This window comes from Haloterrigena salina JCM 13891 (assembly GCF_000337495.1).
In the GTDB taxonomy this organism is placed as follows: domain Archaea; phylum Halobacteriota; class Halobacteria; order Halobacteriales; family Natrialbaceae; genus Haloterrigena; species Haloterrigena salina.
The window spans coordinates 74,477-96,184 of record NZ_AOIS01000047.1 but is presented as its reverse complement, the minus strand read 5'-3'; the positions used below and the strand labels follow the sequence as shown (position 1 = coordinate 96,184).

General features: G+C 66.2%; 19 protein-coding genes. 11 read left to right on the top strand and 8 right to left on the bottom strand.

The window, feature by feature from the left end:
• The first annotated feature begins 212 nt into the window (after positions 1–212).
• From bioB to bioD, 4 genes are all read left to right on the top strand, one after another.
• The gene (bioB, locus tag C477_RS14215) at positions 213–1,325 is read left to right on the top strand and encodes a biotin synthase BioB (protein ID WP_008895203.1); all 1,113 of its coding nucleotides are present in this window, start codon (positions 213–215) and stop codon (positions 1,323–1,325) included.
• Positions 1,326–1,346: 21 nt separating this feature from the next.
• Positions 1,347–2,408 (top strand): hypothetical protein, encoded by a 1,062-nt coding sequence (locus C477_RS14210; protein WP_008895202.1) that lies wholly within the window; start codon positions 1,347–1,349, stop codon positions 2,406–2,408.
• Between the two features lie 107 nt (positions 2,409–2,515).
• Positions 2,516–3,724 (top strand): aminotransferase class I/II-fold pyridoxal phosphate-dependent enzyme, encoded by a 1,209-nt coding sequence (locus tag C477_RS14205; protein WP_008895201.1) that lies wholly within the window; start codon positions 2,516–2,518, stop codon positions 3,722–3,724.
• Positions 3,721–4,404: a dethiobiotin synthase gene (bioD, locus tag C477_RS14200; protein ID WP_008895200.1), complete on the top strand. Its 684-nt coding sequence runs from the start codon at positions 3,721–3,723 to the stop codon at positions 4,402–4,404. Before C477_RS14205 ends, bioD begins: the two co-directional genes overlap by 4 nt.
• Before the next feature lie 46 nt (positions 4,405–4,450).
• Here the strand turns inward: bioD and C477_RS14195 are convergent, their stop codons facing one another.
• The 3 genes from C477_RS14195 to C477_RS14185 all read right to left on the bottom strand — a co-directional run bounded on the left by C477_RS14195 (position 4,451) and on the right by C477_RS14185 (position 9,296).
• Positions 4,451–4,651: a hypothetical protein gene (locus C477_RS14195; RefSeq protein ID WP_008895199.1), complete on the bottom strand. Its 201-nt coding sequence runs from the start codon at positions 4,649–4,651 to the stop codon at positions 4,451–4,453.
• A 111-nt stretch (positions 4,652–4,762) separates the two neighbouring features.
• On the bottom strand, positions 4,763–6,259 hold the full coding sequence (locus C477_RS14190; protein WP_008895198.1) for a replication factor C large subunit: 1,497 nt from the start codon (positions 6,257–6,259) through the stop codon (positions 4,763–4,765).
• A 118-nt stretch (positions 6,260–6,377) separates the two neighbouring features.
• Positions 6,378–9,296 (bottom strand): MEDS domain-containing protein, encoded by a 2,919-nt coding sequence (locus tag C477_RS14185; protein ID WP_008895197.1) that lies wholly within the window; start codon positions 9,294–9,296, stop codon positions 6,378–6,380.
• Positions 9,297–9,480: 184 nt separating this feature from the next.
• On the opposite strand from C477_RS14185, the gene C477_RS14180 reads away from it, so the two are divergent.
• The 4 genes from C477_RS14180 to C477_RS14165 all read left to right on the top strand — a co-directional run bounded on the left by C477_RS14180 (position 9,481) and on the right by C477_RS14165 (position 13,966).
• Positions 9,481–10,281 carry a hypothetical protein gene (locus C477_RS14180; protein ID WP_008895196.1) on the top strand — a complete coding sequence of 267 codons (801 nt, stop codon included), beginning with the start codon at positions 9,481–9,483 and terminating at the stop codon, positions 10,279–10,281.
• Between the two features lie 120 nt (positions 10,282–10,401).
• On the top strand, positions 10,402–11,943 hold the full coding sequence (locus tag C477_RS14175) for a hypothetical protein (RefSeq protein ID WP_008895195.1): 1,542 nt from the start codon (positions 10,402–10,404) through the stop codon (positions 11,941–11,943).
• A 133-nt stretch (positions 11,944–12,076) separates the two neighbouring features.
• Positions 12,077–13,195, top strand: a complete 1,119-nt coding sequence (locus C477_RS14170; RefSeq protein ID WP_008895194.1) for a M48 family metalloprotease — start codon at positions 12,077–12,079, stop codon at positions 13,193–13,195.
• A gap of 24 nt (positions 13,196–13,219) precedes the next feature.
• A complete protein-coding gene (locus C477_RS14165; protein WP_008895193.1) occupies positions 13,220–13,966 on the top strand; it encodes a competence/damage-inducible protein A in 747 nt (248 codons plus the stop codon).
• A gap of 6 nt (positions 13,967–13,972) precedes the next feature.
• Here C477_RS14165 and C477_RS14160 read toward each other — a convergent pair whose 3' ends face one another.
• Both C477_RS14160 and C477_RS14155 read right to left on the bottom strand, forming a co-directional pair.
• Positions 13,973–14,251 (bottom strand): DUF7521 family protein, encoded by a 279-nt coding sequence (locus C477_RS14160; protein WP_008895192.1) that lies wholly within the window; start codon positions 14,249–14,251, stop codon positions 13,973–13,975.
• A gap of 61 nt (positions 14,252–14,312) precedes the next feature.
• Positions 14,313–14,663: an ArsR/SmtB family transcription factor gene (locus tag C477_RS14155; RefSeq protein WP_008895191.1), complete on the bottom strand. Its 351-nt coding sequence runs from the start codon at positions 14,661–14,663 to the stop codon at positions 14,313–14,315.
• A gap of 285 nt (positions 14,664–14,948) precedes the next feature.
• On the opposite strand from C477_RS14155, the gene C477_RS14150 reads away from it, so the two are divergent.
• The 3 genes from C477_RS14150 (at position 14,949) to C477_RS14135 (ending at position 17,057) form a co-directional block, all read left to right on the top strand.
• The gene (locus C477_RS14150) at positions 14,949–15,149 is read left to right on the top strand and encodes a DUF7835 family putative zinc beta-ribbon protein (RefSeq protein ID WP_008895190.1); all 201 of its coding nucleotides are present in this window, start codon (positions 14,949–14,951) and stop codon (positions 15,147–15,149) included.
• A gap of 641 nt (positions 15,150–15,790) precedes the next feature.
• Positions 15,791–16,006 carry a hypothetical protein gene (locus C477_RS14140; protein WP_049914556.1) on the top strand — a complete coding sequence of 72 codons (216 nt, stop codon included), beginning with the start codon at positions 15,791–15,793 and terminating at the stop codon, positions 16,004–16,006.
• A 52-nt stretch (positions 16,007–16,058) separates the two neighbouring features.
• Positions 16,059–17,057, top strand: coding sequence for an ornithine cyclodeaminase family protein (locus tag C477_RS14135; RefSeq protein ID WP_008895187.1), 999 nt, complete (start codon positions 16,059–16,061; stop codon positions 17,055–17,057).
• Between the two features lie 72 nt (positions 17,058–17,129).
• Here C477_RS14135 and C477_RS14130 read toward each other — a convergent pair whose 3' ends face one another.
• From C477_RS14130 to C477_RS14120, 3 genes are all read right to left on the bottom strand, one after another.
• The gene (locus C477_RS14130; RefSeq protein ID WP_008895186.1) at positions 17,130–18,785 is read right to left on the bottom strand and encodes a potassium channel family protein; all 1,656 of its coding nucleotides are present in this window, start codon (positions 18,783–18,785) and stop codon (positions 17,130–17,132) included.
• A 113-nt stretch (positions 18,786–18,898) separates the two neighbouring features.
• Positions 18,899–20,323: a zinc ribbon domain-containing protein gene (locus tag C477_RS14125; protein WP_049914550.1), complete on the bottom strand. Its 1,425-nt coding sequence runs from the start codon at positions 20,321–20,323 to the stop codon at positions 18,899–18,901.
• Positions 20,323–21,501: a thiolase domain-containing protein gene (locus C477_RS14120; RefSeq protein WP_008895184.1), complete on the bottom strand. Its 1,179-nt coding sequence runs from the start codon at positions 21,499–21,501 to the stop codon at positions 20,323–20,325. Before C477_RS14120 ends, C477_RS14125 begins: the two co-directional genes overlap by 1 nt.
• Positions 21,502–21,708 lie beyond the last annotated feature (207 nt).

Genomic DNA, 21,708 nt, shown 5'->3' with positions numbered 1-21,708 from the left:
GCCGTGTGACCACACAGTGATATTAAACGGTTAGGGAACCGACGTGAACGGACCGCGCGTTGTCAGCGCTCGAGCCCCCGAATCTCGAAACGAAAACCGTTCATACGGCGCTCTATGGGACGCAACCGACGCTTTCAGACGCTCGCTCCGTCCGTTTTCTCTCGAAGCGAACATCCAAAAACGTTATATTTTCGTTAACCACCTCTAGGAGTGTGGTTTACGAGACGAACAACCGGACGGTCGACGACGCGCTCGAGCGGGTTCTGGCCGGCGAGCGGCTCGATCGCACCGACGGGCTGGCGCTGATGGCGCAACCGGTCGAACCGCTCGCCGAGGCCGGCGCCGTCGTGCGCGACCGCTTCGGCGACGGCACGGTCGACGCCTGCTCGATCGTCAACGCGAAGGCCGGCAACTGCGCCGAGGACTGCGGCTTCTGCGCCCAGTCGGTCCACTTCGACACTGGCATCGACACCTACGGCTTCCTCGGCCCCGAGAAGATCCTCGAGGCGGCCAAGCGAGCCGAGGCCGACGGCGCACAGCGCTTCGGCATCGTCGTCGCCGAGAAGGGCGTCTCGAAGGAGCGTCGTCCCGAGGAGTGGGACGAAGTCATCGAGTCCATCCGGCTCGTTCGCGACGAGTGCGATCTCGAGGTCGACGCCTCCCTCGGAATTCTGACCGAAGAGGAGGCCGCGATCCTCGCCGAGGAGGGGATCAACCACTACAATCACAACATCGAGACCTCGCCGCGGTACTTCCCCGAGATCGTCGACACCCACAGCTTCGAGGACCGGGTGGCGACCCTCGAGGTGGCGAAAGAAGCGGGGATGGACCTCTGTGCCGGCGTCATCCTCGGGATGGGCGAGACGCCCACCGACCGTGTCGAGGCCGCGATCGCGCTCCAGGACATCGGGATCTCCTCGCTACCGGTGAACGTGTTGAACCCGGTCGAGGGGACGCCGCTGTACGAGCAGGGCGCCGACATCACGACAGAGGAGATCGTGAAGACGGTCGCGGTCTACAAACTGCTCCATCCCGAGTCACGGGTGCGCCTGACCGGCGGGCGCGAGGCGAACCTCTCGCCCGAGGAGCAACACCTGCCCCTCGAGGCCGGCGCCGACGGCCTGCTGACGGGCGATTACCTGACCACGGAGGGACAGTCGCCCGGCGACGACCTCGCAATCGTCGAGCGGGCCGGACTCGAGCCCAACATGGAGGCCAACGAGTTCGATCCCGAGGCGGTCAAAGCGCGCCACAGTGACGCGGCGGAGTCGTCGACCGAGACGGCAGCGGGCACGAACGCGGGCACTGAACCGAGCGACGACTGACGATTGCGAATTCAGACAACTATGGACGAAGTCACGTTTGCAGTACTTGGCACGGGAGGTATCGGCCGACGAGCGCTCGAGGTCAGCCAGCACAAGGACAGTCTGACGCCGGTCGCGGCCTGCGATCGCCACGGCACCGCGATCGACTTCGACGGGCTGGACGTCGACGAACTGCTGGCGGCAACGGAGGGCAATATTGATAATGAAGTCGCTTCCGACGGCGGGAGCGCTGCCGCCGTCGACAGCGAGGGCGGCGTCAAACAACACGGCGAGGACAGGGGCGTCGTCGCTTCCGAACAGGCTCGGGCCAGCGACGATCCCATCCAGGACGTCATCGACCACGGCGACGGGATCGACGCCGTCCTGCTCGCGCTGCCGAACTACGAGCACGACTTCATCCCGCGGGTCGCCGACCGCTTCCTCGAGGGCGGCTACGCGGGCGTGCTGATCGACGTCCTCAAGCGTTCGCGCGTGATCGACATGCTCGACGAGCGCGGCGACGAGTTCGAGGACGCCGGCATCACCTTCATCTGCGGCGCCGGCGCGACGCCCGGCCTGTTGACGGGCGCCGCCGCGCTCGCGGCCCAGTCGTTCGTCGAGGTCACGGACGTCGACATCTGGTGGGGCGTCGGCCTCAAGTCGGGCTACGAGGACAACCGCGGCACCGTCCGCGAGGACGTCGCCCACCTCCCCGAGTACGACATCGAGACCGCCCGCGACCTCTCCGACGCGGAGATCGAGTCGATCATCGACGAGCACGACGGCGTCATCGAGTTCGAGGACATGGAACACGCCGACGACGTCCTGCTCGAGCGCGCGGGCGTCTGCGACGCCGAGGACGTCACTGTGGGCGGAATTCTCGACGTGCGCAGCGACGAGAAGCCGACGACCACGACCGTCCGAGTAACTGGCCAGACGTTCGACGGCGAGACGGCGACGAACACGTTCCAGCTCGGCGACGAGACCAGCATGGAGGCCAACGTCAACGGGCCGGCGCTGGGCTACCTGAAGGCCGGCGTTCGCCGAAACCGTGCGGGCGAGTACGGCGTCTTCGGCCCTGCCGAACTGATGCCCGGGTTCTGAACCCGATACCGCCGGTATATCCGCTGTCTCGGGCACGAACGCGCGGGAACGATCGCGCTGAACGGAACCGTGAGAGTCATACCATGGCACTGTCACCCTTTAGCCGAATGGAAGATCGCGGGTTCGACCTCGAGAGCCGACTCGACGACCTCGAGGACGCCGATCTGAAACGCACGCTGTCGCCCGTCGACCGGGTCGCCGAGCGGGGCTATTTCGCTCCGCCGTCGGGGAGCGAGCTCCCGGTTCTCGACTCGACCGAGGCGCTGGTCTTCGCCTCGAACAACTACCTGGGGCTGACCGACGATCAGCGCGTCGAGAACGCCGCCCGACAGGCCGCCGCGACCGTCGGTACGGGCGCCGGCGCGAGTCGACTGGTGACCGGCGATACGATGGTCCACCGGGACCTCGAGCGCCAGCTCGCCGAGACGAAAGGCGCCGAGCGCGCGCTCGCCTTCTCCTCGGGGTACGCCGCCAACGTCGGGACGATCACGGCCCTCGAGCCGGACGTGATCTTCTCCGACGAGTACAACCACGCGAGCATCATCGACGGCTGTCGGCTCGCGGACGCCGAGACGGTCGTCTACGACCACTGCGACGCCGCGGACCTGCGATCGAAACTCGAGGAGCGGGCCGACCGCGACGACGCGAGCGAGGAGTCCTGGCTGCTCGTCACCGACTCCGTGTTCAGCATGGACGGCACCGTCGCGCCCCTCGAAGCGATCTGCGACGCCGCCGAGGCCCACGGCGCGTGGGTGATGGTCGACGAGGCCCACGCGACCGGACTCTACGCCAACGGCGGCGGGGTCGTCCAGGCGGAGGGCCTCGCGGATCGCGTCCACATCCAGCTGGGGACGCTCTCGAAGGCGCTGGCGAGTCAGGGCGGCTACGTCGCGGGCAGCGAGGATCTGATCGAGTGTCTCGTCAACGACGCCCGCTCGTTTGTCTTCTCGACCGGCCTCGCGCCGCCGGCCGCCGCCGCCGCCAGCGAGGCGCTACACATCGCTCGCCATAGCGACGTCCGCGAGCGCCTCTGGGAGAACGTCGCGCACCTCCGAGACGGCCTCGAGTCGATGGGTCTGGAGGTGCTGGGCGACTCGCAGATCCTCCCCGTCATCGTCGGCGACCGAACCGACGCGCTCGCGCTCGCGGAGGGCGTGCGAGAACGAGACGTCGTCGCGCCCGCGATCAGGCCCCCCACCGTCCCCGAGGGGACCAGCCGCATCCGTGTCGCTCCGATGGCGACCCACGATCGCGACGACATCGTCGCCTGCCTCGAGGCGTTTCGGGCGACCGGGGACGAACTCGGACTCCTATGACCGACCCCATCGCAGTCGTCGGCACCGGAACCGGAATCGGAAAGACCGTCGTCACCGCGGGGATCACCCGCTGGTTTCGCGAGCGGGGCGTCGACGCCCGAGCGATCAAACCCGCCCAGACGGGGTCTCCGCCGGACGACGACGCTGCGTTCGTCGCCGACGCCTGTGGGGACTCGGAGGCGGCGACCTGTCCCCGCTATCTCGGGCCCGCGCTGGCGCCGCGAGTCGCGGCCGAGGTGGCCGATGCGGAACTCTCCTACGACGAAATTCGAACGGCCTGTGAGGACGCCGTCGCCGAGACGCCCGCGCCGATCGTCGAGGGGATTGGCGGCCTCCGCGTCCCGCTGGCCGGCGACCGCGAGGTGATCGATCTCGTCGCCGACCTCGAGGCGACGGCCGTCGTCGTCACCCGGTCGGGGCTGGGCACGCTGAACCACACTGCGCTCTCGATCGAGGCCTTAGAGCGCCGCGGCGTCGACATCGCGGGGATCGTCTGCAACGAGTACGCCGGTGCGACGGTCGCCGAGCGGACGAATCCCGCCGAACTCGAGCGCATTACCGGCCACGGTGTCGAGACGGTGCCGCCGCTCGACGGCGAGTCGCCGGCGACGCTGGCCGCCGGTGTCAGTGACGCGCTCTCTACGTCGTTCCTCGAGGGACTTCCGACCGTGGACGGCTGACGCTTCGGCTGGAGGCAGCTAACGCGGGTAGAACAGAACGAGACCCTCAGTCGGCCGACGGCGCCTGTCGGTCCTCTCCGACGACCGCCGGATCGCCGTCGACCCGGCTCCCGGCGCCGGCGTCGCACTGGTCGACGAACTCGGCGACGATCTCCGACTTCCGGTGTTCGACCTCGAGGTGAACCCGAAGGCTCGTTCGATCGGCGTACGTCTCCGTACAGAGGGGACAGGGGTGTTGGCCAGTCATTCGCTCGGTCACCGAAAGTAACTGTCGTCGTTCTCCGAAGTAATAGTGTCGGTCGTACTATGTATTGATATGTCGCGCTCGAGGATCGTTCCGAGAGCCAGAACGGCGGCGTCACATGAAGTCGCTGAGCCCCGACTGATCGTCGTCGGGTTCGGCGTCGTCGGCGTCCGGCTCCGACTCGGCGGTCGTCGCGTCGTCGGTAGAACCGGCCGCCGCGAGGGTCTCCTGACCGTTGTCGCCGCTCGAGTCCGTGGCGTCGGGCTCGTCGCCGTCGGTCGCGTCCTCCGCACCGTCTCCGGCGTCGAAGAAGGCGCTTCCGGAGTGTTCGACGGTCTCCTCGGTCCGCAGCTCCTCGGCTTCCTCGACGATGGACTCGACCTTGTTGGTGTCCTTCCCGCTGCCGGTGACGAACGAGACTTCCTTCTCGTCGAGTTCGTACACCGCGGCCATTCGGACCGTCAGATCGCGGTTCTTGCAGTGGTGGGTCATCGCCGAGAGGAACGGGAGGATCTCCCGCCGGGCAGTCGCGACGCTGGTGCCCTCGCGTTCGGCGATGCGCTCCGCGATGGCGTCGCGGGTGTTCCGGGTACCTTTGGTCCGGCCGAGTTTCGACCAGTAGCTCGGCGGCCCGTAGCGGGTCCAGCCGCCCTTCGGCTCGCGGCGCGAGGCGGCCACGCCGGCGGTCATGTTGTCCGTCGCGTAGCGCCAGTAGGAGTAGTCCTGAGTCGCCCGCACGCGGCCCAGCCAGCGGTCGGCGTTCGCGAGGAACTCGTAGGCGTCCGCGAGTTCGGCGCCCGCGTAGTCCTTGGGGACGTTGTCCTCGATCCAGTTCAGCATCTCGTCGGGGTTCTCGTCGACGTCATAGGAGGCACGAAGGGCGCCCTCGGCGTCTTCCTCCTTGATGAGCGCGTCGAGGAAGTCGAAGATCCCCTCCGTGGTGTCGCGCTGGCCGGTGACGACGTCCTCGACGGTCAGTCGTTCTGCCTCCTCGGCGACCGCCTGCAGGTCGTTGACCGCCGACCGGAGGTCGCCGCTGGTGTCCTCGGCGATCTTCTCTAAGGCCTCCTCCTCGAACTCGATGTCCTCGCGCCGGCAGATATCGCGCAACACGGGGACGATCGAGCGCTTCGAGACGTCGCGGAACTCGATGGTCTCGCAGCTGTTGCGCAGCGACTGGCTCATGTCGTAGAACTCGTTGGCCACGAGGACGATCGGCTGGTTGGCGTCCTTGACGACCCGCGTGACCTCGGCCGAGCCGCCGTAGTCGGCGTTGCCGTGGAAGTTGTCCGCCTCGTCCAAGATCACCAGCCGCCGGCCGGCCTCGCCGCCCGTGAGCGTCCCGCTCTTCGAGGCCTCGCCCGCGACGCGCTCGATGACGTCGGCCCCTCGGCTGTCGCTGGCGTTGAGCTCCATCACCGGCCACCCCATGTCGCCGGCCAGCGCGTGGGCCGCGGAGGTCTTCCCCACGCCCGGGCTCCCGTGGACGATCACCGCGTCCCGGTGGTCGTCCCAGCTCTCGGCCCACTCCTCGAGTTTGTCGCGGGCCTTGTTGTTTCCGCGTACCTCCGACAGCGTCGTCGGACGGTACTTCTCGGTCCAGTCGGTCATTGTGACGTCGTTAGGCCGTTCGGCGTTTAGTGGTTGCGGAGCGCGCGTTCGAAAGCACCGGATCGGCCGTCGGAGTCGACGGTAGTTCAGGGCCGCAGCGGACCGTACGTCCGCGGACTCACTGCGTCGGATTCCGTGTCGCGGGAAGCGTAAACGAGAACGTCGACCCCTCGCCGGGTTCGGACTCGACCCGGATTTCGCCGCCGTGATTATTGACGATCTTCTGGCAGAGCGAGAGTCCGACTCCCGTCCCCGAGTACTCGTCGTCGTGGTGGAGCCGCTTGAAAACGTCGAAGATCTTGTCCGCTTCGTCCGGAGCGATCCCGATTCCGTTATCGGTAACCGAGAATTCCCAGCTGTTAGCCCGCTTCTCGGCCGAGATTTCGACGCGCGGGGGATTACTTTCGTTATACTTGATGGCGTTCGAGACGAGATTCCTGAACAGGTGTTCGAGTTGCTCGTGGTCGCCGCTCACCGTCGGAAGCGACTCGCTGCTGATCACCGCGTCGTTCTCCTCGATCTGCATCCGGAGATCGTCGGTGACGTGGTCGAGGACCGCATCGCAGTCGACCGAATCGAACTCGTCGTCGGCGTGTTCGACCCGCGAGAACGCGAGCAGATCGTCGACCATCTCCCGCATCCGGTCGGCTCCGTTGACTGCGAAATCGATGAATTCCTGTGCGTCCCCGTCAAGGTCCTCCTTGTACCGGTTTTCCAGCAGCTGTAGATACGTCGAAACCATCCGGAGCGGTTCCTGCAGGTCGTGCGAGGCGGCGTAGGCGAACTGCCGTAGCCGGTCGTTGGACTGTTCTAGTTGATCGATCGTATCCTTGAGGTCGGCCTCGTGGTGTTGGCGTTCGATTTCGTAGCTCACGCACTGGCCGAGGATATCGAGAAACACCTGCTCCGCCTCGGTGAATTCTTCTCGGGTTCCCGTATCGGTGAAACAGACGGTGCCGTAGTTCTCGCCGCGGACGAACACCTGCGTCCCGGCGTAACACTTGAGATCGAATTCGTGGTAGAGCGCGTCGCCGTCCCACCCGGCCGCCCCGGCGTCGCCGACGCTAATCGAGTCCCCGGTGTTGACGACGCGACGGCAGTAGTTGTCCGTCAACGGCGGGGTGAGCGTCCCTTCGTCGAGTTCGGGATGCGTACCGTGCATATGCTCGATCTCGAACGCCCGCTCGCGTTTGCGAGTGAGCATCCCGATGGGGAGGTTCAGCCGCTTGCAGCCGACTGTTAGCAATCGATCGATCTTCTCGTCCGGATCGAGATCGGGATCGGCGGTGATTTCGTAGAGTTTCCGCTGGGAGTCGTTGTTTTCGCGGCGCTCGATCTCGTAGCTGACCCACTGCCCCATCAACTCGATAAACGAGCGTTCGGTCTCCGAAAACGGTCGCTCCCGCGGTTCGGTGCTCCCGAACCAGAGCGTGCCGTACGGTGCGGCTCCGGTCGACACTTTCGTCCCGAGGTAACTCGTTAGGCCGAACTCCTGGTAGATCGCGTCCTCGGCCCAATGAGTGCCGCGAACGTCGAGCATCTCGACCGGACTATCCTCGGTCACGGTCCGACGGCAGTAACAGTCGTTGTCCGGGTCGGTCCACAGCTCCTCGTCGGCATCTAAGCCGAGTCCGATGCCCTTCTCGAGTCGGAATTTGCCGTCCCACGAGGGCAAGTGGTTCAGGCCGGCGATCTCGAGGCCGAACCGGTCGCATCCGAGTTCGAGTAACTGCTCGAGTTTCTCCTCGAAGCCGAGGGCGGGATCGGACGTGATCTCGTAGCACTCGTGGAGGAACCGTTCGCGCTGCTGGCGTTCGAGTTCGTACTTGACCCACTGTCCCAGCAACCGCTGGAACGTACGCTCGTTAGCCGAGAAGTCCTCGTCGCGCGGCTTCTCGGACACGAAGAAGAACGTTCGGTTATCGTCGCCCTCGACCTCGATATAGGTGCCGAGATACGTTTTGATGCCGAACTCGTTGTGAACGTAGATATCGTCGTACCCGGCCGCAACGGGGTCGGCCACGCTCCCGATCCCGCCGGTATCGGTCGCCGCGGTGCAGTACGTTTCCGACAGCGGGAGTTCGAGACCCGCCTCGAAGTACTCGTGATCGTCACTCACAAATTCGACCTCGAACCGATCGGCGTCGGGGTCGACCGTGGCCATCGCTCCGAGTTCGAGGCCGAACTGCCCGCATCCGAGATCGAACAGCGCCTGCAATTTCTCCTCGAACGAGCGCGTGGGATCGGACGAGACCTCGTACAGATTCTGCAGGAATCGTTCGCGGCGGTGGAGTTGAGCCTTCGCCATGGTCCGATCCCGGAGCGTCCGGAGCATGCGCTCGTTTTCGCGGGCCGGCGCGTCGGTACCGAAGAACTCCTCCGGTGGCGTGTAGTAGACGTTGTGGCACGCGGCGCCGTCGTAGATGAGATGCGGGTGCGTCTGGACGACGTTCCGGATGACCTCCGGTTCGAATAAGTCGCGGTTGTACTGACAGATCGCGAGCGAATCCGTCTGGTCGAAGAGATCGTTGATTTTCTGCTCGTACTCGATGAACTGCTCGACTGGCGTCTCGTCGTCGTCGAGCCACGTCATCTCGGCGACGACCCGGAGCGCCTCGTAGTCCGCCGTAGCCTCGGTGACCATCTCGTCGTAGAAGTCGATCATCTCGTCGGGCTCGAACGATCCGTCTCGGAGATAGGTCTCCTGTGCGGTGTGGAACGTCAGTGCGCCCGCGGCGAGCGCGGGATCGACGTCGAGTCCGGCGTCACGCATCGCGTCCCGCACCTCGGCTTCGGTACTCTCGTCGATGACATACATGACGCGCTCGCCGCGCTCGAGCCCGTGCCGAACAAACGGGATGGCGGCCCCGAACTTCTCCTCAGGCGTCTCGTAGATGTGTGCGAAGTGATCGTTGCAGGTGTGCTCGTCGAGCGGTTCGACCGGGCCACGGAACTCGGAACTGGACTGAAACGCCTCGAGACCGTTCTCGAGGCCCAGTACCTCCGGCTGGTCATAGCGGCCGGCGGCTTGATTCATTAGATCGGGATATTCGATTCAGACGGTTAAAGATCGGCATTGTCGAGATAGTGATAACATTCCACGAGGTCTGTAGCAGAGGGATTTAACGCTGCCGACTGAACCCCTCTACGAGTGAATATTCAGCATCTCAAACGCGCATGAGTACATCCGTATCGCGTGGGTAATCCCGACGCCAAGCAGTATGGCCCGCGAGAGCGAGCCGCTCGGTATGGGAGAGCACTCGAGTCACGGCCACGGATCGACCGACGCGAATCGGGGGCACGCATCCGGGGGACACGCCGCACCGGGCGGACTGTCGCTCGCGGCGAACGGGCTCCGCCTCGAGCCGTCGGAGACGCGGTTCGAGCCCGAGGTACCCGTCCACTGGACGTTCCGAATCCTCGACGAGGACGGGGCGGTCGTGACCGACTTCGAGGAGGCGCACGGCCGGCCGAGCCACCTCGTCGTCGTGCGGCGGGATCTGACTCGATTCCAGCACCGCCACCCGGAACTGCAGGCGGACGGGACGTGGCTCGTCGAGGATTTCGCGGTGCCGGATCCGGGCGTCTACCGCGCGTTCGTGGATGTCGTCGTCGACGGGCACCCGACCACGTTGGGCTTCGATCTGCTCGCACCCGGGACGGTGACCCACGACGAGCGCCCGGACGCCTCGCGTCGCGCGACCACGGGGAACTACGAGCTCGAACTGCTCACCGACGACGTCGCCGCCGGCGAACGCACGCGACTGTCGTTCGCGGTTCGCCGGGGCGGAGAGCCCGTCTCGGAACTCGAGTCGTACCTCGGTGCGCTCGGGCACCTCGTCGCCCTCCGTGAGGGCGACCTCGCGTACCTGCACGTCCATCCCGAAGCGACGGCCCCCGACAGCGGCCGCGTCGAATTCGGGGCCCGATTCCCGACCCCGGGTCGGTATCGGCTGTTCTTCCAGACCAAGCCGGAGGGGACCCTGATCACGGCACAGTTCGACGTTCGCGTCGATCCGTAGCGCCGGTTCGGTGCGCCGGACGGGCGGTCGCCGTCGCGACGATAACGACGGGTGCACGGCGCGGGTTCCGGCGGACGGCCACACCCCGGTTTGATGCGACTGGCTCGAGTCGGTTCCGTAATGGCAGATCCCGTCGCCCTCGTCACGCGGTCGCTGACCGACGAGACGCGCCGCGAGTTCGACCGACGTGTCGACGAGCAGGCCGCGCGGATCACCGACGCCCTCCGCGCCGGCCGACTCGACAGCCCCGGACTCGGACTGGGGCTCGAACTCGAGGCCTACGCCGTCGACGAGGCGGGGCGCCTCGCCCGCGTCCCGGACACCGTCTTCGAGGGCCGCTGCGAGCGCGAACTCGGGCGACACAACGTCGAATTTAACACCGAACCGACGCCGTTCGACGGGGCGGGTATCGCCGCGCAGGCGGCCCAACTCGAGCGTCGCGTCCGGAAGGCGCAATCGGACGCCGAAGCGGACGGCCTCGAGATCGTGCTGGATGCGATGTGGACGCGACCGCCGCCGGAGGGCGCTCGCGAGTACCTCGCGGCCACGACGGAGCGCGAGGGCGTGGCGCTCGCCGAGAACATGACGAAATCGGCGCGATACTACGCGATCGACAACGACGTGCTGGCGCGAACGGGGGGCGAAATCGCGCTCTCGGTGCCGGGCGTCGAGGAGACGTTCTCGTCGCTCCTGTTCGAGTCGCTGACGAGTTCCGTCCAGCCTCACGTCCAGATCCCCGACGTCGAGGCGTTTCCACGGTACTACAACACCGCGCTCGGGACCCTCGGTCCGGTGCTGGCGATCGCGACGAACTCGCCGCTGTTGCCGCCCGATCTATACGATTGTGAGAAACGGGACGAGTCCGCCGGTCCCACTGATCCGTACGCGCTCCTCGAGGCGACCCACCACGAACTCCGGATCCCGGTGTTCGAACAGTCCGTCAATCGGGCCTGGGAGAAGGTTCGCGTCCCCCGGCGGATCGAGCGCACGACAGACGCCGTCGACAGGCTCGTCGCCGACCAGACCTGTGCACCGTTCCTCCGCGAGTGGCTCGCCGACGGTGACCGAGAGGAGTTCGCCGATCGGTTCTGGGAACTCGACCACAAGCGCGGGACCTACTGGCGGTGGCTCCGCACCGTCGTCGGCGGCCAGCCGGTCGCGGAGGGTGATCGCTGGTCGATCCGACTCGAGTACCGACCGCTGCCGACCCAGCCGACGGTCGCCGAGACCGTCGGCCTCCAGTGTCTCGTCGGCGGCCTCCTCCGCGGACTCGTCGGCGCCGACCACCCGCTCGCGACGCTCGAGTACGAGGCCGCCGTGGAGAGTTTCTACGACGCGGTCGCGAACGGTCTCGAGGCCGACCTCGCGTGGATCACCGCCGACGGCGACCGGACGACCGATCGGGACGCGATCTACGACGAACTCTTCGCGTTCGCCCGCCGCGGCCTCCGGGAGCAGGGCGTGTCCGACGAGACGATCGAGACGTCCCTCGAGCCGCTGGAGGCCCGCTGGCGCGAGCGAACCACTCCCAGTCGGTGGAAGCTCGAGCGCGTACGGGACGCGCTCGATGCAGGCGAGCGGTTCGCCGATGCGGTCCACGAGATGCAGGCCGCGTACGTTCGTCGAGCGGGAGCCGGCGACCCGATAACGCAGTGGTCCTGAACGGCACTCGCGGTCCCGTGGATGCGGCAGCCAAATCCCGACGCACTCCCGTTTCGAGGATCGTTCTCGATGATCGGATACAACCAGAAGTCATTGGAAAAGATATATACTCACCAGACAGTCAAGTCGAGATATGATGCTCCCAGTCCCCGCCGACCTCCTGCTCTTCCTCGCGATCGGCGTTAGTGTGGTCTCGGTCGTCACCGCCGGCATCGGTTATCTCTACGCCCGCTTCACTCGAGGGCGAAGCGACGAGCGCGCCAGTCGGGGGACCAACGTCCTCACGCTCGGACCGGCGGTCCTCGTCGGGGCCGTCGTCGGAATCGTCGTTCGGAACGCCGGGGTCGACGGCGCGACCGCCCTCGAAGCGATACTTGTCGGACTCTTCACGGCCGTCGCCGGCGGTCTCGCGGCTGGCGCCGTCAGTGCGGCGACGATCACCGGGATCGCCACCGCCCGCCCGACCCTCCCCGGCGTCGACGACATCGCCACCGTTCGGCGACGATACGCGCGCTATCTGGCGGGAGTCGTATTCGTCGTCCTCCTCTTCGTTCCCGCCATCGAACTGGCGACTCGGGACGCCGCCGGCACCGCCGCCATCGTCGCTGTCATCGGGGGATGCTTCTGGGCCGGCGGCCCGTTACTCCGATCGCTGACCGCCGCTACCCGCGAGCCGACCGACGACGAACGCGACCGTCTCGAGGCCGTTCGAAAGGCCACCGAGATCGAGGCGCGCGCCGTCCGAGTAATCGACGACAGCGACAGCCGCGTGAGCGTCGAACTGTTGGGCGCGCCCGGCGCTCGGACGCTGTTCGTCTCGACGGGCGCGCTGGCAGGGCTCGACGACGAGACGCTGACGGCGATGCTGATCGCCCGCCGCGAACAAGCGAACCAGTACGAACGGCTGGCGTCGGTCGCGGTCCTCGTTGCAACCGTCGTCCCGCTGAGCGCGTGGCTCGGCGGCGATCTGCCGGCAGCGGCCGGTCTCGGAGTGACCACTGCCGTCGTCCTCGGCGGCTTCGCCCTCGTGCGCCGACTCCGATATCGGGCCGACGACCACGCCGCCGACGCGTTCGGCGCGGACGCCCTCGCGAACGCCTTCGAACGCGCTTACGAAACCGCCGGCTTCGAACTCGAGGGCGACGGTAGTCGACGCTGGCTCTCGACGACCCCGTCGATCGCAGCGCGGATCGAGCGACTCCGCGAGACCGAGACCGTGACTGAGACCGACTCGAGCGAACGGAGCGGCTAACTGACTCGAGGCCGAACGGCGGCTATGCACGTCGCGATCGTCACCGTCGGCGACGAGTTGCTGGCCGGAACGACGACGAACACGAACGCCGCCTGGCTGGCCGAGCGGATCACCGAGCGCGGGAGTACCGTCGATCGCATCCTGACGATTCCCGACGACCGAGCGCTGATCGCCGACTACGCCGCCCGCTGGAACGACGAGTTCGACGCCGTGATCGTCACCGGCGGGATCGGCGGCACGCCCGACGACGTGACCGTCGAAGCCGTCGCGGACGGTCTCGACCGCGAGTTCGTCGTCTTCGATCGCATTCGAGAGCAGTTGCTCGAGAAGGCGGCCGAGTTCCGCGACGAGAATCCGGACTTAGTCGAGGAGTACGACCTCGAACTCGATCTCGACGCCGCGGCGTCGCTGCCCGAAGGCGCGACACCGATCGTGACCGACGCGGGCTGGGCGCCGGGCTGTATCGTCGAGAACGTCTACGTCTTCGCGGGTATCCCCGACGAGATGCAGGCCATGTTCCGCGCGGTCGAAGACGAGTTCCGGGGCGACGCCGTCGCCGAGACGATCTACACGCCCGCTCCCGAGGGATCGCTGCACGAGGTGCTCGAGGCGGTCACCGAAACGTTCGACGTCAGCGTCGGCAGCTATCCGCGGGGCGAGAATCGGCCGGGACGGATCCGCGTGCGAGGAACCGACGAGGCGGCCGTCGAGGACGCGATCGCCTGGCTCGAGGACCGCGTCGAGACGACCGCGCCGCCGTCGGCCGAGTAGTCGGCGTTACCGGTACAGCGAGACGTAGAGCATGCCGAAACCGACGATAAACGGCACCGTCTCGACGACGCGAAACAGCGTCATCGGGTCGGGGAGTTGCGAAACGATCGTCGTGAGTCCGACGCCCATACTGAGAAACGCGAAGCCGATGAACGCGGACTCCAGACGCTTGGACTGGCGTTGGCGGTAGGACTGGAAGCTGATGAGCGTCAGCCCGAGCGAGAGCGCGAAGACGGCCATCTGCATCACCATGAGCAGCGCCTGACTGAGCCCGGCGACGGTCATCGGGTCTCACCGGCGCGCCGTGCGGGTGTCGCTGTGTCTCCTGTCATGCTGTCTCGAGTCGCTATTTCACGCCGAGCTCGTCCCAGAGCTGGGAAAACCGGTCGGGGAGGTTCTCTTCCCGGAAGATACGAACGTCGTACTCGTCGTCGTCGAGCGAGATGACCGTGCTGTTGAAGTTACACGTGTACTCCTTGAAGTGGTTCCCGTCGTCCGCGACGAGGGTGCGGTACTCGATGAGATCGTTCGCTTCGAGGAGCTCGAGACGGCGATAGATCGTCGGTTGGGAGAGATCGAGCCGCTCGGCCAACTCCTTCGCGGAGCCGGGTTCGCGGCTGATCGAGGCGAGGACGGTCCGGGCGTGCTCGTCCCCGATCGTATTGAGAATCTCCTCGATGGAGGATTCGTCGTCCATACGTGACCGCTTTGGAGATTCATCGCTAAATGTTTTCCGAGTAGTAGAGAGTGTCTTTGATACTGATATATGGTGTTATCCGGTCATCGTCACCGCTCGAGAACGGCGTGAGACGGCTACAAAAGCGCCGCTATCGCTGACAAAGCGATCGAGCCCGGTTCGTCTCGAATTGTAACTTCGATTGTCACGTCGCGTCTTCAATTTGCGAAAATACCTATATATACCCCTTCTCCCGATCCGCAGTCGCTGTCGACGATATATGGTGGTGCAGTGTAAGGTCCGAATATGGCAACGACGAACGGCGTATCAGACGGGATGACCGAACCGTGTGCGGTCTGCGGAACCGATACGCTTCACGAGATTTCGATCCAACTGATAACCGAGGGCGACGACGACGAAACCGCGCAGTACTCCCGCGAACCCTACCGCGTCCGCGAGTGCTCGCGCTGTGGCAACCGCGAGAGCAAGCGGATGAACAACGCGTGACACAACTGGTGCGGTCCTGACGAGTCGGTCGCGTCGATTCGCTTCGTTTCGAGGATTCGTGACCGTCCGAAGCCTGACGACGACGAGACGAGTTATTCTCCTGCTCGGTGACCAGGGCTGTTCGTTCGGTCTCCGACGCCATTTCGCTGGCATCGGATCACTGCAGACCGTGTACTCCGTGTTTTCGTCGTACCGCGAACCGGCCGTCGTCGACCGTTCGGTCGAGCGTATCGAATACGACGATCGTCTTTGAGTACCGCCAACTAGCGCCAACTGGCCCCCGTCTGCAGGTTTCGTTCCGGTTGGTCGGTCCCGTGACTTATCACAAACGGGATAAACTATCTCGAGGTGGAGAATAACATAAGGGACGATAATCATATACTATTCGTGGTGTGATCCACTTCGATTAGTTCAGAGCCCCGATTACGTCCTGCGATTAGCAACGTTGAATGTTGAAATCATATAATCTGTATTATCGTAACTAGTCGCGAACGCGGCCAAACCACCAATCTCGAGAGCGCAGATAACGATCTCATAAGTTATGCAAATTCACCACGCTATATACAGATGAGAAATGAATCCAGTATCGGCTAATTATGGAAAACGCTTATATGGCTATTCCTCATATGATAGTACAGATTATGACTGGATATTACGACATTGTTCTCGGCCTCATCCCAGTCGCACTGCTCGGCATCACCGCAGCCCTCACGCTCGTGGGACTCTCGTTGACGGCTGCGGTGCCTGTCGGCGCGTTCGTCGCGATGGCGATCATCGGGCACGCGATGTTCGTCAACACGCCTGCAGACGGTGCGGACGAACCCAAGTCCACGCGGCCGCCGATGAACGCCGACTGAGGTCGTTCTCGTCTCCCCGGTTTTTATCTCCGCTCGCGTCCCGTTTTCTGCTATGACTTCGACCCTGTTTCTCTCCAGTGAGGACGTCAGTGACCTTGCATCACCAGCTGACTACGTCGACACCGTTCGCGAGGGGTACCGCCAGCGCGGCGAGGGCGCGCCGGCCCAGCCGCGGTCGAAGTTCTTCCGCGCCGATCCCGAGGGGATGCTGACGAGCTACGCCGCCGTCCTCCCCGAGACCGGAGCGATGGGCGGCTACATGTACAGCGCCGGCTTCGGCGCCGGAGACGCGTGGTTCATGACGCCGCTGTTCGACGCCGACAGCGGCGCGCCGCTCGCCCTGCTCGACGGCGCCAGCATGAACCCCCACAAGACCGGCGCGGCGGGCGCCGTTGCGGTCGACGAACTCGCACGCGAGGACGCGACCGTCCTCGCCGTCATCGGCAGCGGCGCGCAGGCGCGGGGCCAACTGCGCGCGACGGCGACCGTCCGCGACTTCGCCGAGGTCCGCGTCTACTCCCCGACCCCTGAGAGCCGCGAGTCCTTCGCCGCCGACTTCGACGCGGACCTCGAGGCGGACGTCCGCGCCGTCGACTCGAGCGAGGCCGCGGTCTCCGGTGCGGACGTCGTCATCACGGCGACGAAAGCCGGTGAGCCGGTCTTCGACGGCGACGACCTCGAGCCGGGCACCCACGTGACGGCGATGGGCCAGTACTCGCCAGACAAGCGGGAAGTAGACGCGCGGACGGTCGAACGCGCGACCTACGTCCCCGACCTGCGAGAACGCGCGACCTTCGACTCCGGCGAGTTCATGCTGGCTGTCCAGGAGGGCGCCGTGACGGAGGAGGACATCCACGCGGAACTAGGCGAGATCGTCGCCGGGAACGAGCCTGGGCGGACTGGCGACGACGAGATCACGCTCTTCGATAGCGGCGGGACGGGCATCGAGACCGTCGCCGCGGCGCACATGCTCTACGAGCGCGCCGAGCGAGAGGGCCGCGGGCAGACGATCGAGTTCGCGCCCGCGAGCGAGGCGCTGACCGGGGACTGAACGGCTGGTCGGGCACCTCTTCGTTGTACGAGAGCAGACTCACTTCCGTCGAACCGAGGGTCCACTCCGCGGTCATGACGTGGCGACCGTTCGCTCGAACTGTTGGATCGCGCGGTCGCTCCCCGCGACGATCACTTCGTCGTCGGCCTCGATAGTGATGCGTTCGTCGGTACGGACGGTACCGTCGCGCTCGACGCCGACCACGGTCCATCCGCGCTCGGTGTTGCGACGAGCGTCCGCCAGCGACTCGCCGGCGAACGGGTCCGCGTCGGCCTGAATCAGACGGATTTGACTCGTCGGAGCCATCACTCGTTCACCGTACACCTCTGCCGCGACCAGTCGAGCGGATATCTGCTGGGTGGAGAGAACGTAGTCGGCACCCGCTCTGAACGCCGGCTTCGTCTTCTCCCTATCGGTCACCCGCGCGAGAATCTCCGTTCCGCTAGAGAGCGAACGGGCGATAGCGATCGTCAACAACGCGACCGAATCGTCATCGACGGTGACGATCAGCGCCGAGGCGTCATCGATGTCGGCTTCGCGGAGCGTTTCGGGTTCGGTGACGTCTCCGACGATGTCTGGATTCGGGTCCGCCGATTCGTCGATAGTCGTCACCGAAACGTCCTCCGGAAGCGCTTCGACCGCCGCGGTTCCGCCCTCTCCGTACCCGGCGACGATGATCTGTGAGAGGGATCGGATGCGGCGCGACCGGACGCCCGCGATTTCGTCCGTTATTTCGTCGAGTTCGCTCTCCGGACCCGCGACGACCAGAACGGTATCGGGGGCGAGTTCGTCGTCGGGCGACGGCGGCAGACGCAGTTCCCCGTGGAACCAACCGGCGACCAGCGTCAGGTTCGGATGGTTCGCGATCGGTGAATCGCGCACCCGAACGCCGTGAAGCGGACTGTCTCGCCTGACGAGTATCTCGCTGACGTCGACCTCGTCCTCGTCGGACCAGTCCCTCGAGAGGGGGATCGTCGCCTTCTCAGCCAGTCGCTGGCCGATCAGTGCGTGCGGGGCGACGCTCCGATCCACCCCGACTTTCGCGAGCGCTGCTTCTCTGCGCGTCGACTCCGTGAAACTGACCACCCGCAGCTCCTCGTTGGCCTCCAGCGCGGTCAGGACGATGCTCGCGGTCCTATCGGCGGCGTCGGTGATGAGCAGCGACGCTCGCTCGATATCGGCACGCTCGAGGTCGTCCCGATCCTCGGGGTCGCCGTTGATAGCCTGATAGCCGTCATCCGAGAGGCGTTTCGCTTCCTCGTCGTCCGATTCGATGAGAACGTAATCGATGTCGAGTTCTTCGAGTTCGTCGAGGAGCAGGTCGGTATCGCGCTGGTACTCAGCGATGACGACGTGGTCGTTCTTAGTCGTGAGGCGGTCGTCGAGGTTCAGCGGCGTCCGCTCGAACAGCGGGATGACCAGGACGCGCAGCGTAACGAACCCGATGACGACGCCGGTCACCTGGATCGTCACCATCAGCACGTTCATCGCCGGCGTCGTCCAGGGCGAATCCGCGCCGTATCCGGTCGTCGTCATCGTCTCGACCACGGTCTGGAACGATCGGAAAACGGACTGGGGACGGTTTTCGAGCGCTCTCATCCCCCAGTTGTAGATACCGGTGTAGAAGAGGACGACCGAGACGAGACCGACCACGAAGAACACCAGTAATCGCTGGCGTTTCGTGAGATCGCGCGGATGCAACCCCTCGATATCTCTGAGTTCGCGCATTCGGTGCCCTCCGATCACCCACGATAGGCCGTCTGACCGATTAAGTAGTCTGCTTGAGTCAGAACGCACCACGGATGAAGCCGCTTTTCGGCCGGTCGCGAACTGACGACGGCTCACTCCGCGGGCCGGACCTTGAACCCGTAGCGGGTCACGCCCTCCTGCGTATAGACGCGGCGGATCGTCGTCTCGATCCGTTCGCCGACCGCGAACTCCTCAGGGGCCGCGTCGGTACCCATCGCGGAGATGCTCACCGACTCGGTTCCGGCCTCGTCCTCGAGGGCCACGATCGCCGCCGCGTAGTCGCCCGTCCGGGCCTGTTGCTCGGCGAACTCCGGTGGGGCGCCGCCCTGCGAGATGGTCGTGACGGCCTCGACGGTCCCCGTGCCGGGAAGCTCGACCGGCTCGTACTCCACGAGCGACCCGCAGTCGGTACAGGCCCCTTCCGGTGGGAACGAGAGCGCACCGCAGTCGGGACAGCGGCCGGCCTCGAGCCGGTAGCGCTGGGGGATCGACCGGCGCCACGAGGGGACGCTGACGTAGGCGCCGCCGCCCGACGGCGGGCCGGTCGTGACGACACCGCGCTGGCGCAGGTACTCGGCGTAGGAGAGGGTGGCGTCGCCCTCGAGAGCCGTTTGCGCGGGAACCGCACCGTCGGCATCGACCATGAGCGCGTCCGCGCCCGCGCCGCTCCCGTGGGCGACTGCGAGGATCGACTCGTAGCCGTCGGCGAGCGCGCTCGCCAGCGAGACGGGGACGCTCGCGGCGCCAAGGTCGCCGAGTTCGTGGACCATCGCGGCGGCCTGAATCTCGTCGGTACCGACGCCCGCTGCGCCCGCGGCGCGGTAGGGGAGTTTGCCGTCGGGCGCCTGAATCGCGACGGCGTCGGGGTCGGGTTCGGTCTCGAGGCCGTCGACGGCGCCGCCGATCGTCTCGGTGAACGCGGCGCGGTCGTACTGGGTGACGCCCAGTCCCTGCGTCTCGTCCTCGCCGGTGTTACGGAATCGCGTGCCGGGGTAGGGCGTCGCGTACTCGGCGCGGTCGACGATCTCGGCGGGCCCGTCGCGCTCGAGGACGAACGCGGCGGCGCCGGCGCCTGCGGCGTGATCCACGCCGTCGTCGGGGTCGCCCTTCGGCGCGTCGGCCGCGACGACGAGGCCGGCGGTGGCGTCGGCGCCGATCGCGTCCGTGCAGGCCCAGAGCGCACGCGTCCCGGCGCGCGTGCTGCCGGTGAACAGCTGCCGGGTCGTCGATTCGTCGAGGGCGAGCATCGCGCCCAGCCGGGCGGTCAGATCTTCCTCGGCCGCCGGCGGCCGCGAGGAGGCGAAGGCGAGCCAGTCGACGCTCGAAGGGGCGACGGCGGCGGCCTCGAGGGCCCGCGTGGCGGCCTCGTAGCCCATCGTCAGCGCGTCCTCGTCGGCCGCGGGAACGGCCTTCTCGGAGATGCCGGCCGCGTGGAACTGGCCCCAGGCCTCCTCGAAGGCCTCAGCCGTGATGCGGAACCGCGGCGCGTAGGCGCCGACGCCGGTGATCGCGGTCATCACGCGCTCACCTCCTGCACCTTTTCAAATACGTGAACGACGGCCGCACCGCCGCTGCCGCCGACGTTGTGAGTCAGGCCGCGGGTCGGGTTCTCGACCTGTCGGTCGCCCGCCTTCCCGGAGAGCTGTTTGAACGCCTCGACGATCTGCCCGGCGCCGGTCGCGCCGATGGGGTGGCCCTTGGACTTGAGCCCGCCGGAGGTGTTGACGGGGAGCCCGCCGCCGAGTTCGGTCTCGCCGGACTCGATCAGGTCGCCGGCCTCGCCGCGCTCGCAGAAGCCCAGATCCTCGTAGGCCAGCAGTTCGGCGATGGCGAAGCAGTCGTGGACCTCCGCGAAGTCGAGGTCGTCCGGCTCGACGCCGGCCATCTCGTAGGCCTGCTCGCCGGCGCGTTGGCTCGCCGGGACGCCGGTGTAGGTGTCGCGCTGGAAGAGCCCGACGTTGTCGCTGCCCGCGCCGACGCCGGCGATTCGGATCGGGTCCGACGTATACTTCTCGACGACGTCCTCGCTGACGATGAGGGCGCAGGCCGCGCCGTCGGAGGTCGGACAGCAGTGATAGAGGTTCAGGGGGTCCGCGACGACCGGCGCGGACTCGGCGTCCTCGAGCGAGCACTCGAACCCCAACTGGGCGTGGGGGTTCTTCGCGCCGTTCGCGTGGTTCTTGACGGCCACTCGAGAGAGCTGCTCGCGGGTGGTGCCGTACCGCTCCATGTGGACGGAAGCCATCTGGGCGTAGACGCCCGAGAAGGTCGTGCCGGAGAGTCGTTCCCACTCGGTTTCTCCGGAGACGCCGAGCCAGTACTTCGTCGCGTCGGAGCTCGTGTCGGACATGACCTCGAAGCCGCCGGCCAGCACGACGTCGGCCATTCCCGACTTGACCGCCTGGACGGCCTGGCGGACGGCGAAGCCGCTGGCCGCGCAGGCGTTCTCGACGCGCGTACAGGGGACGCCGCCGAGGCCGACGTGTTCGGTGACCGCGGGCCCCGAGAGGCCGAGCTGTCGACCGCCGACCCCTAGGTGGCCGACGAAGGCTTCGTCGATCTCCTCGCCGTCGATCCCGTTCGGTACGCTCTCCGTCGCCGCTTCGAACGCCGTCCGGAACAGGGACCGGTAGCTCTCCTCGGGGAACGCCCCGTAGTCCGACTGCCCCGCACCGACGAGATACGCGTCTCGCATACACGTGGCTGAGATCTCCCAGGATAAAAGATGTACATACTCTCGGAGGACGCTGGCGCCACCGATACGTAGCCCAGTACGCGCCGGACAAGCGCGGGGAGGAGACGACGACCGTCGAGCGACCGACGGACGTTCCCGACCTGTGCGAGCGCGTGACGGTTGACTCGGCGAGTTCTGCTGGTCGTCCAAGCGAGCGCCGTGACCGTG

Excerpts from the sequence above, each read along its gene's own strand:
- C477_RS14210 (WP_008895202.1), top strand. The coding sequence starts at position 1,347 with ATGGACGAAGTCACGTTTGCAGTACTTGGCACGGGAGGTATCGGCCGA.
- C477_RS14205 (WP_008895201.1), top strand. The coding sequence starts at position 2,516 with ATGGAAGATCGCGGGTTCGACCTCGAGAGCCGACTCGACGACCTCGAG.
- bioD (WP_008895200.1), top strand. The coding sequence starts at position 3,721 with ATGACCGACCCCATCGCAGTCGTCGGCACCGGAACCGGAATCGGAAAG.
- C477_RS14195 (WP_008895199.1), bottom strand. The coding sequence starts at position 4,651 with ATGACTGGCCAACACCCCTGTCCCCTCTGTACGGAGACGTACGCCGAT.
- C477_RS14190 (WP_008895198.1), bottom strand. The coding sequence starts at position 6,259 with ATGACCGACTGGACCGAGAAGTACCGTCCGACGACGCTGTCGGAGGTA.
- C477_RS14185 (WP_008895197.1), bottom strand. The coding sequence starts at position 9,296 with ATGAATCAAGCCGCCGGCCGCTATGACCAGCCGGAGGTACTGGGCCTC.
- C477_RS14180 (WP_008895196.1), top strand. The coding sequence starts at position 9,481 with ATGGCCCGCGAGAGCGAGCCGCTCGGTATGGGAGAGCACTCGAGTCAC.
- C477_RS14175 (WP_008895195.1), top strand. The coding sequence starts at position 10,402 with ATGGCAGATCCCGTCGCCCTCGTCACGCGGTCGCTGACCGACGAGACG.
- C477_RS14170 (WP_008895194.1), top strand. The coding sequence starts at position 12,077 with ATGATGCTCCCAGTCCCCGCCGACCTCCTGCTCTTCCTCGCGATCGGC.
- C477_RS14165 (WP_008895193.1), top strand. The coding sequence starts at position 13,220 with ATGCACGTCGCGATCGTCACCGTCGGCGACGAGTTGCTGGCCGGAACG.
- C477_RS14160 (WP_008895192.1), bottom strand. The coding sequence starts at position 14,251 with ATGACCGTCGCCGGGCTCAGTCAGGCGCTGCTCATGGTGATGCAGATG.
- C477_RS14155 (WP_008895191.1), bottom strand. The coding sequence starts at position 14,663 with ATGGACGACGAATCCTCCATCGAGGAGATTCTCAATACGATCGGGGAC.
- C477_RS14150 (WP_008895190.1), top strand. The coding sequence starts at position 14,949 with ATGGCAACGACGAACGGCGTATCAGACGGGATGACCGAACCGTGTGCG.
- C477_RS14140 (WP_049914556.1), top strand. The coding sequence starts at position 15,791 with ATGACTGGATATTACGACATTGTTCTCGGCCTCATCCCAGTCGCACTG.
- C477_RS14135 (WP_008895187.1), top strand. The coding sequence starts at position 16,059 with ATGACTTCGACCCTGTTTCTCTCCAGTGAGGACGTCAGTGACCTTGCA.
- C477_RS14130 (WP_008895186.1), bottom strand. The coding sequence starts at position 18,785 with ATGCGCGAACTCAGAGATATCGAGGGGTTGCATCCGCGCGATCTCACG.
- C477_RS14125 (WP_049914550.1), bottom strand. The coding sequence starts at position 20,323 with ATGACCGCGATCACCGGCGTCGGCGCCTACGCGCCGCGGTTCCGCATC.
- C477_RS14120 (WP_008895184.1), bottom strand. The coding sequence starts at position 21,501 with ATGCGAGACGCGTATCTCGTCGGTGCGGGGCAGTCGGACTACGGGGCG.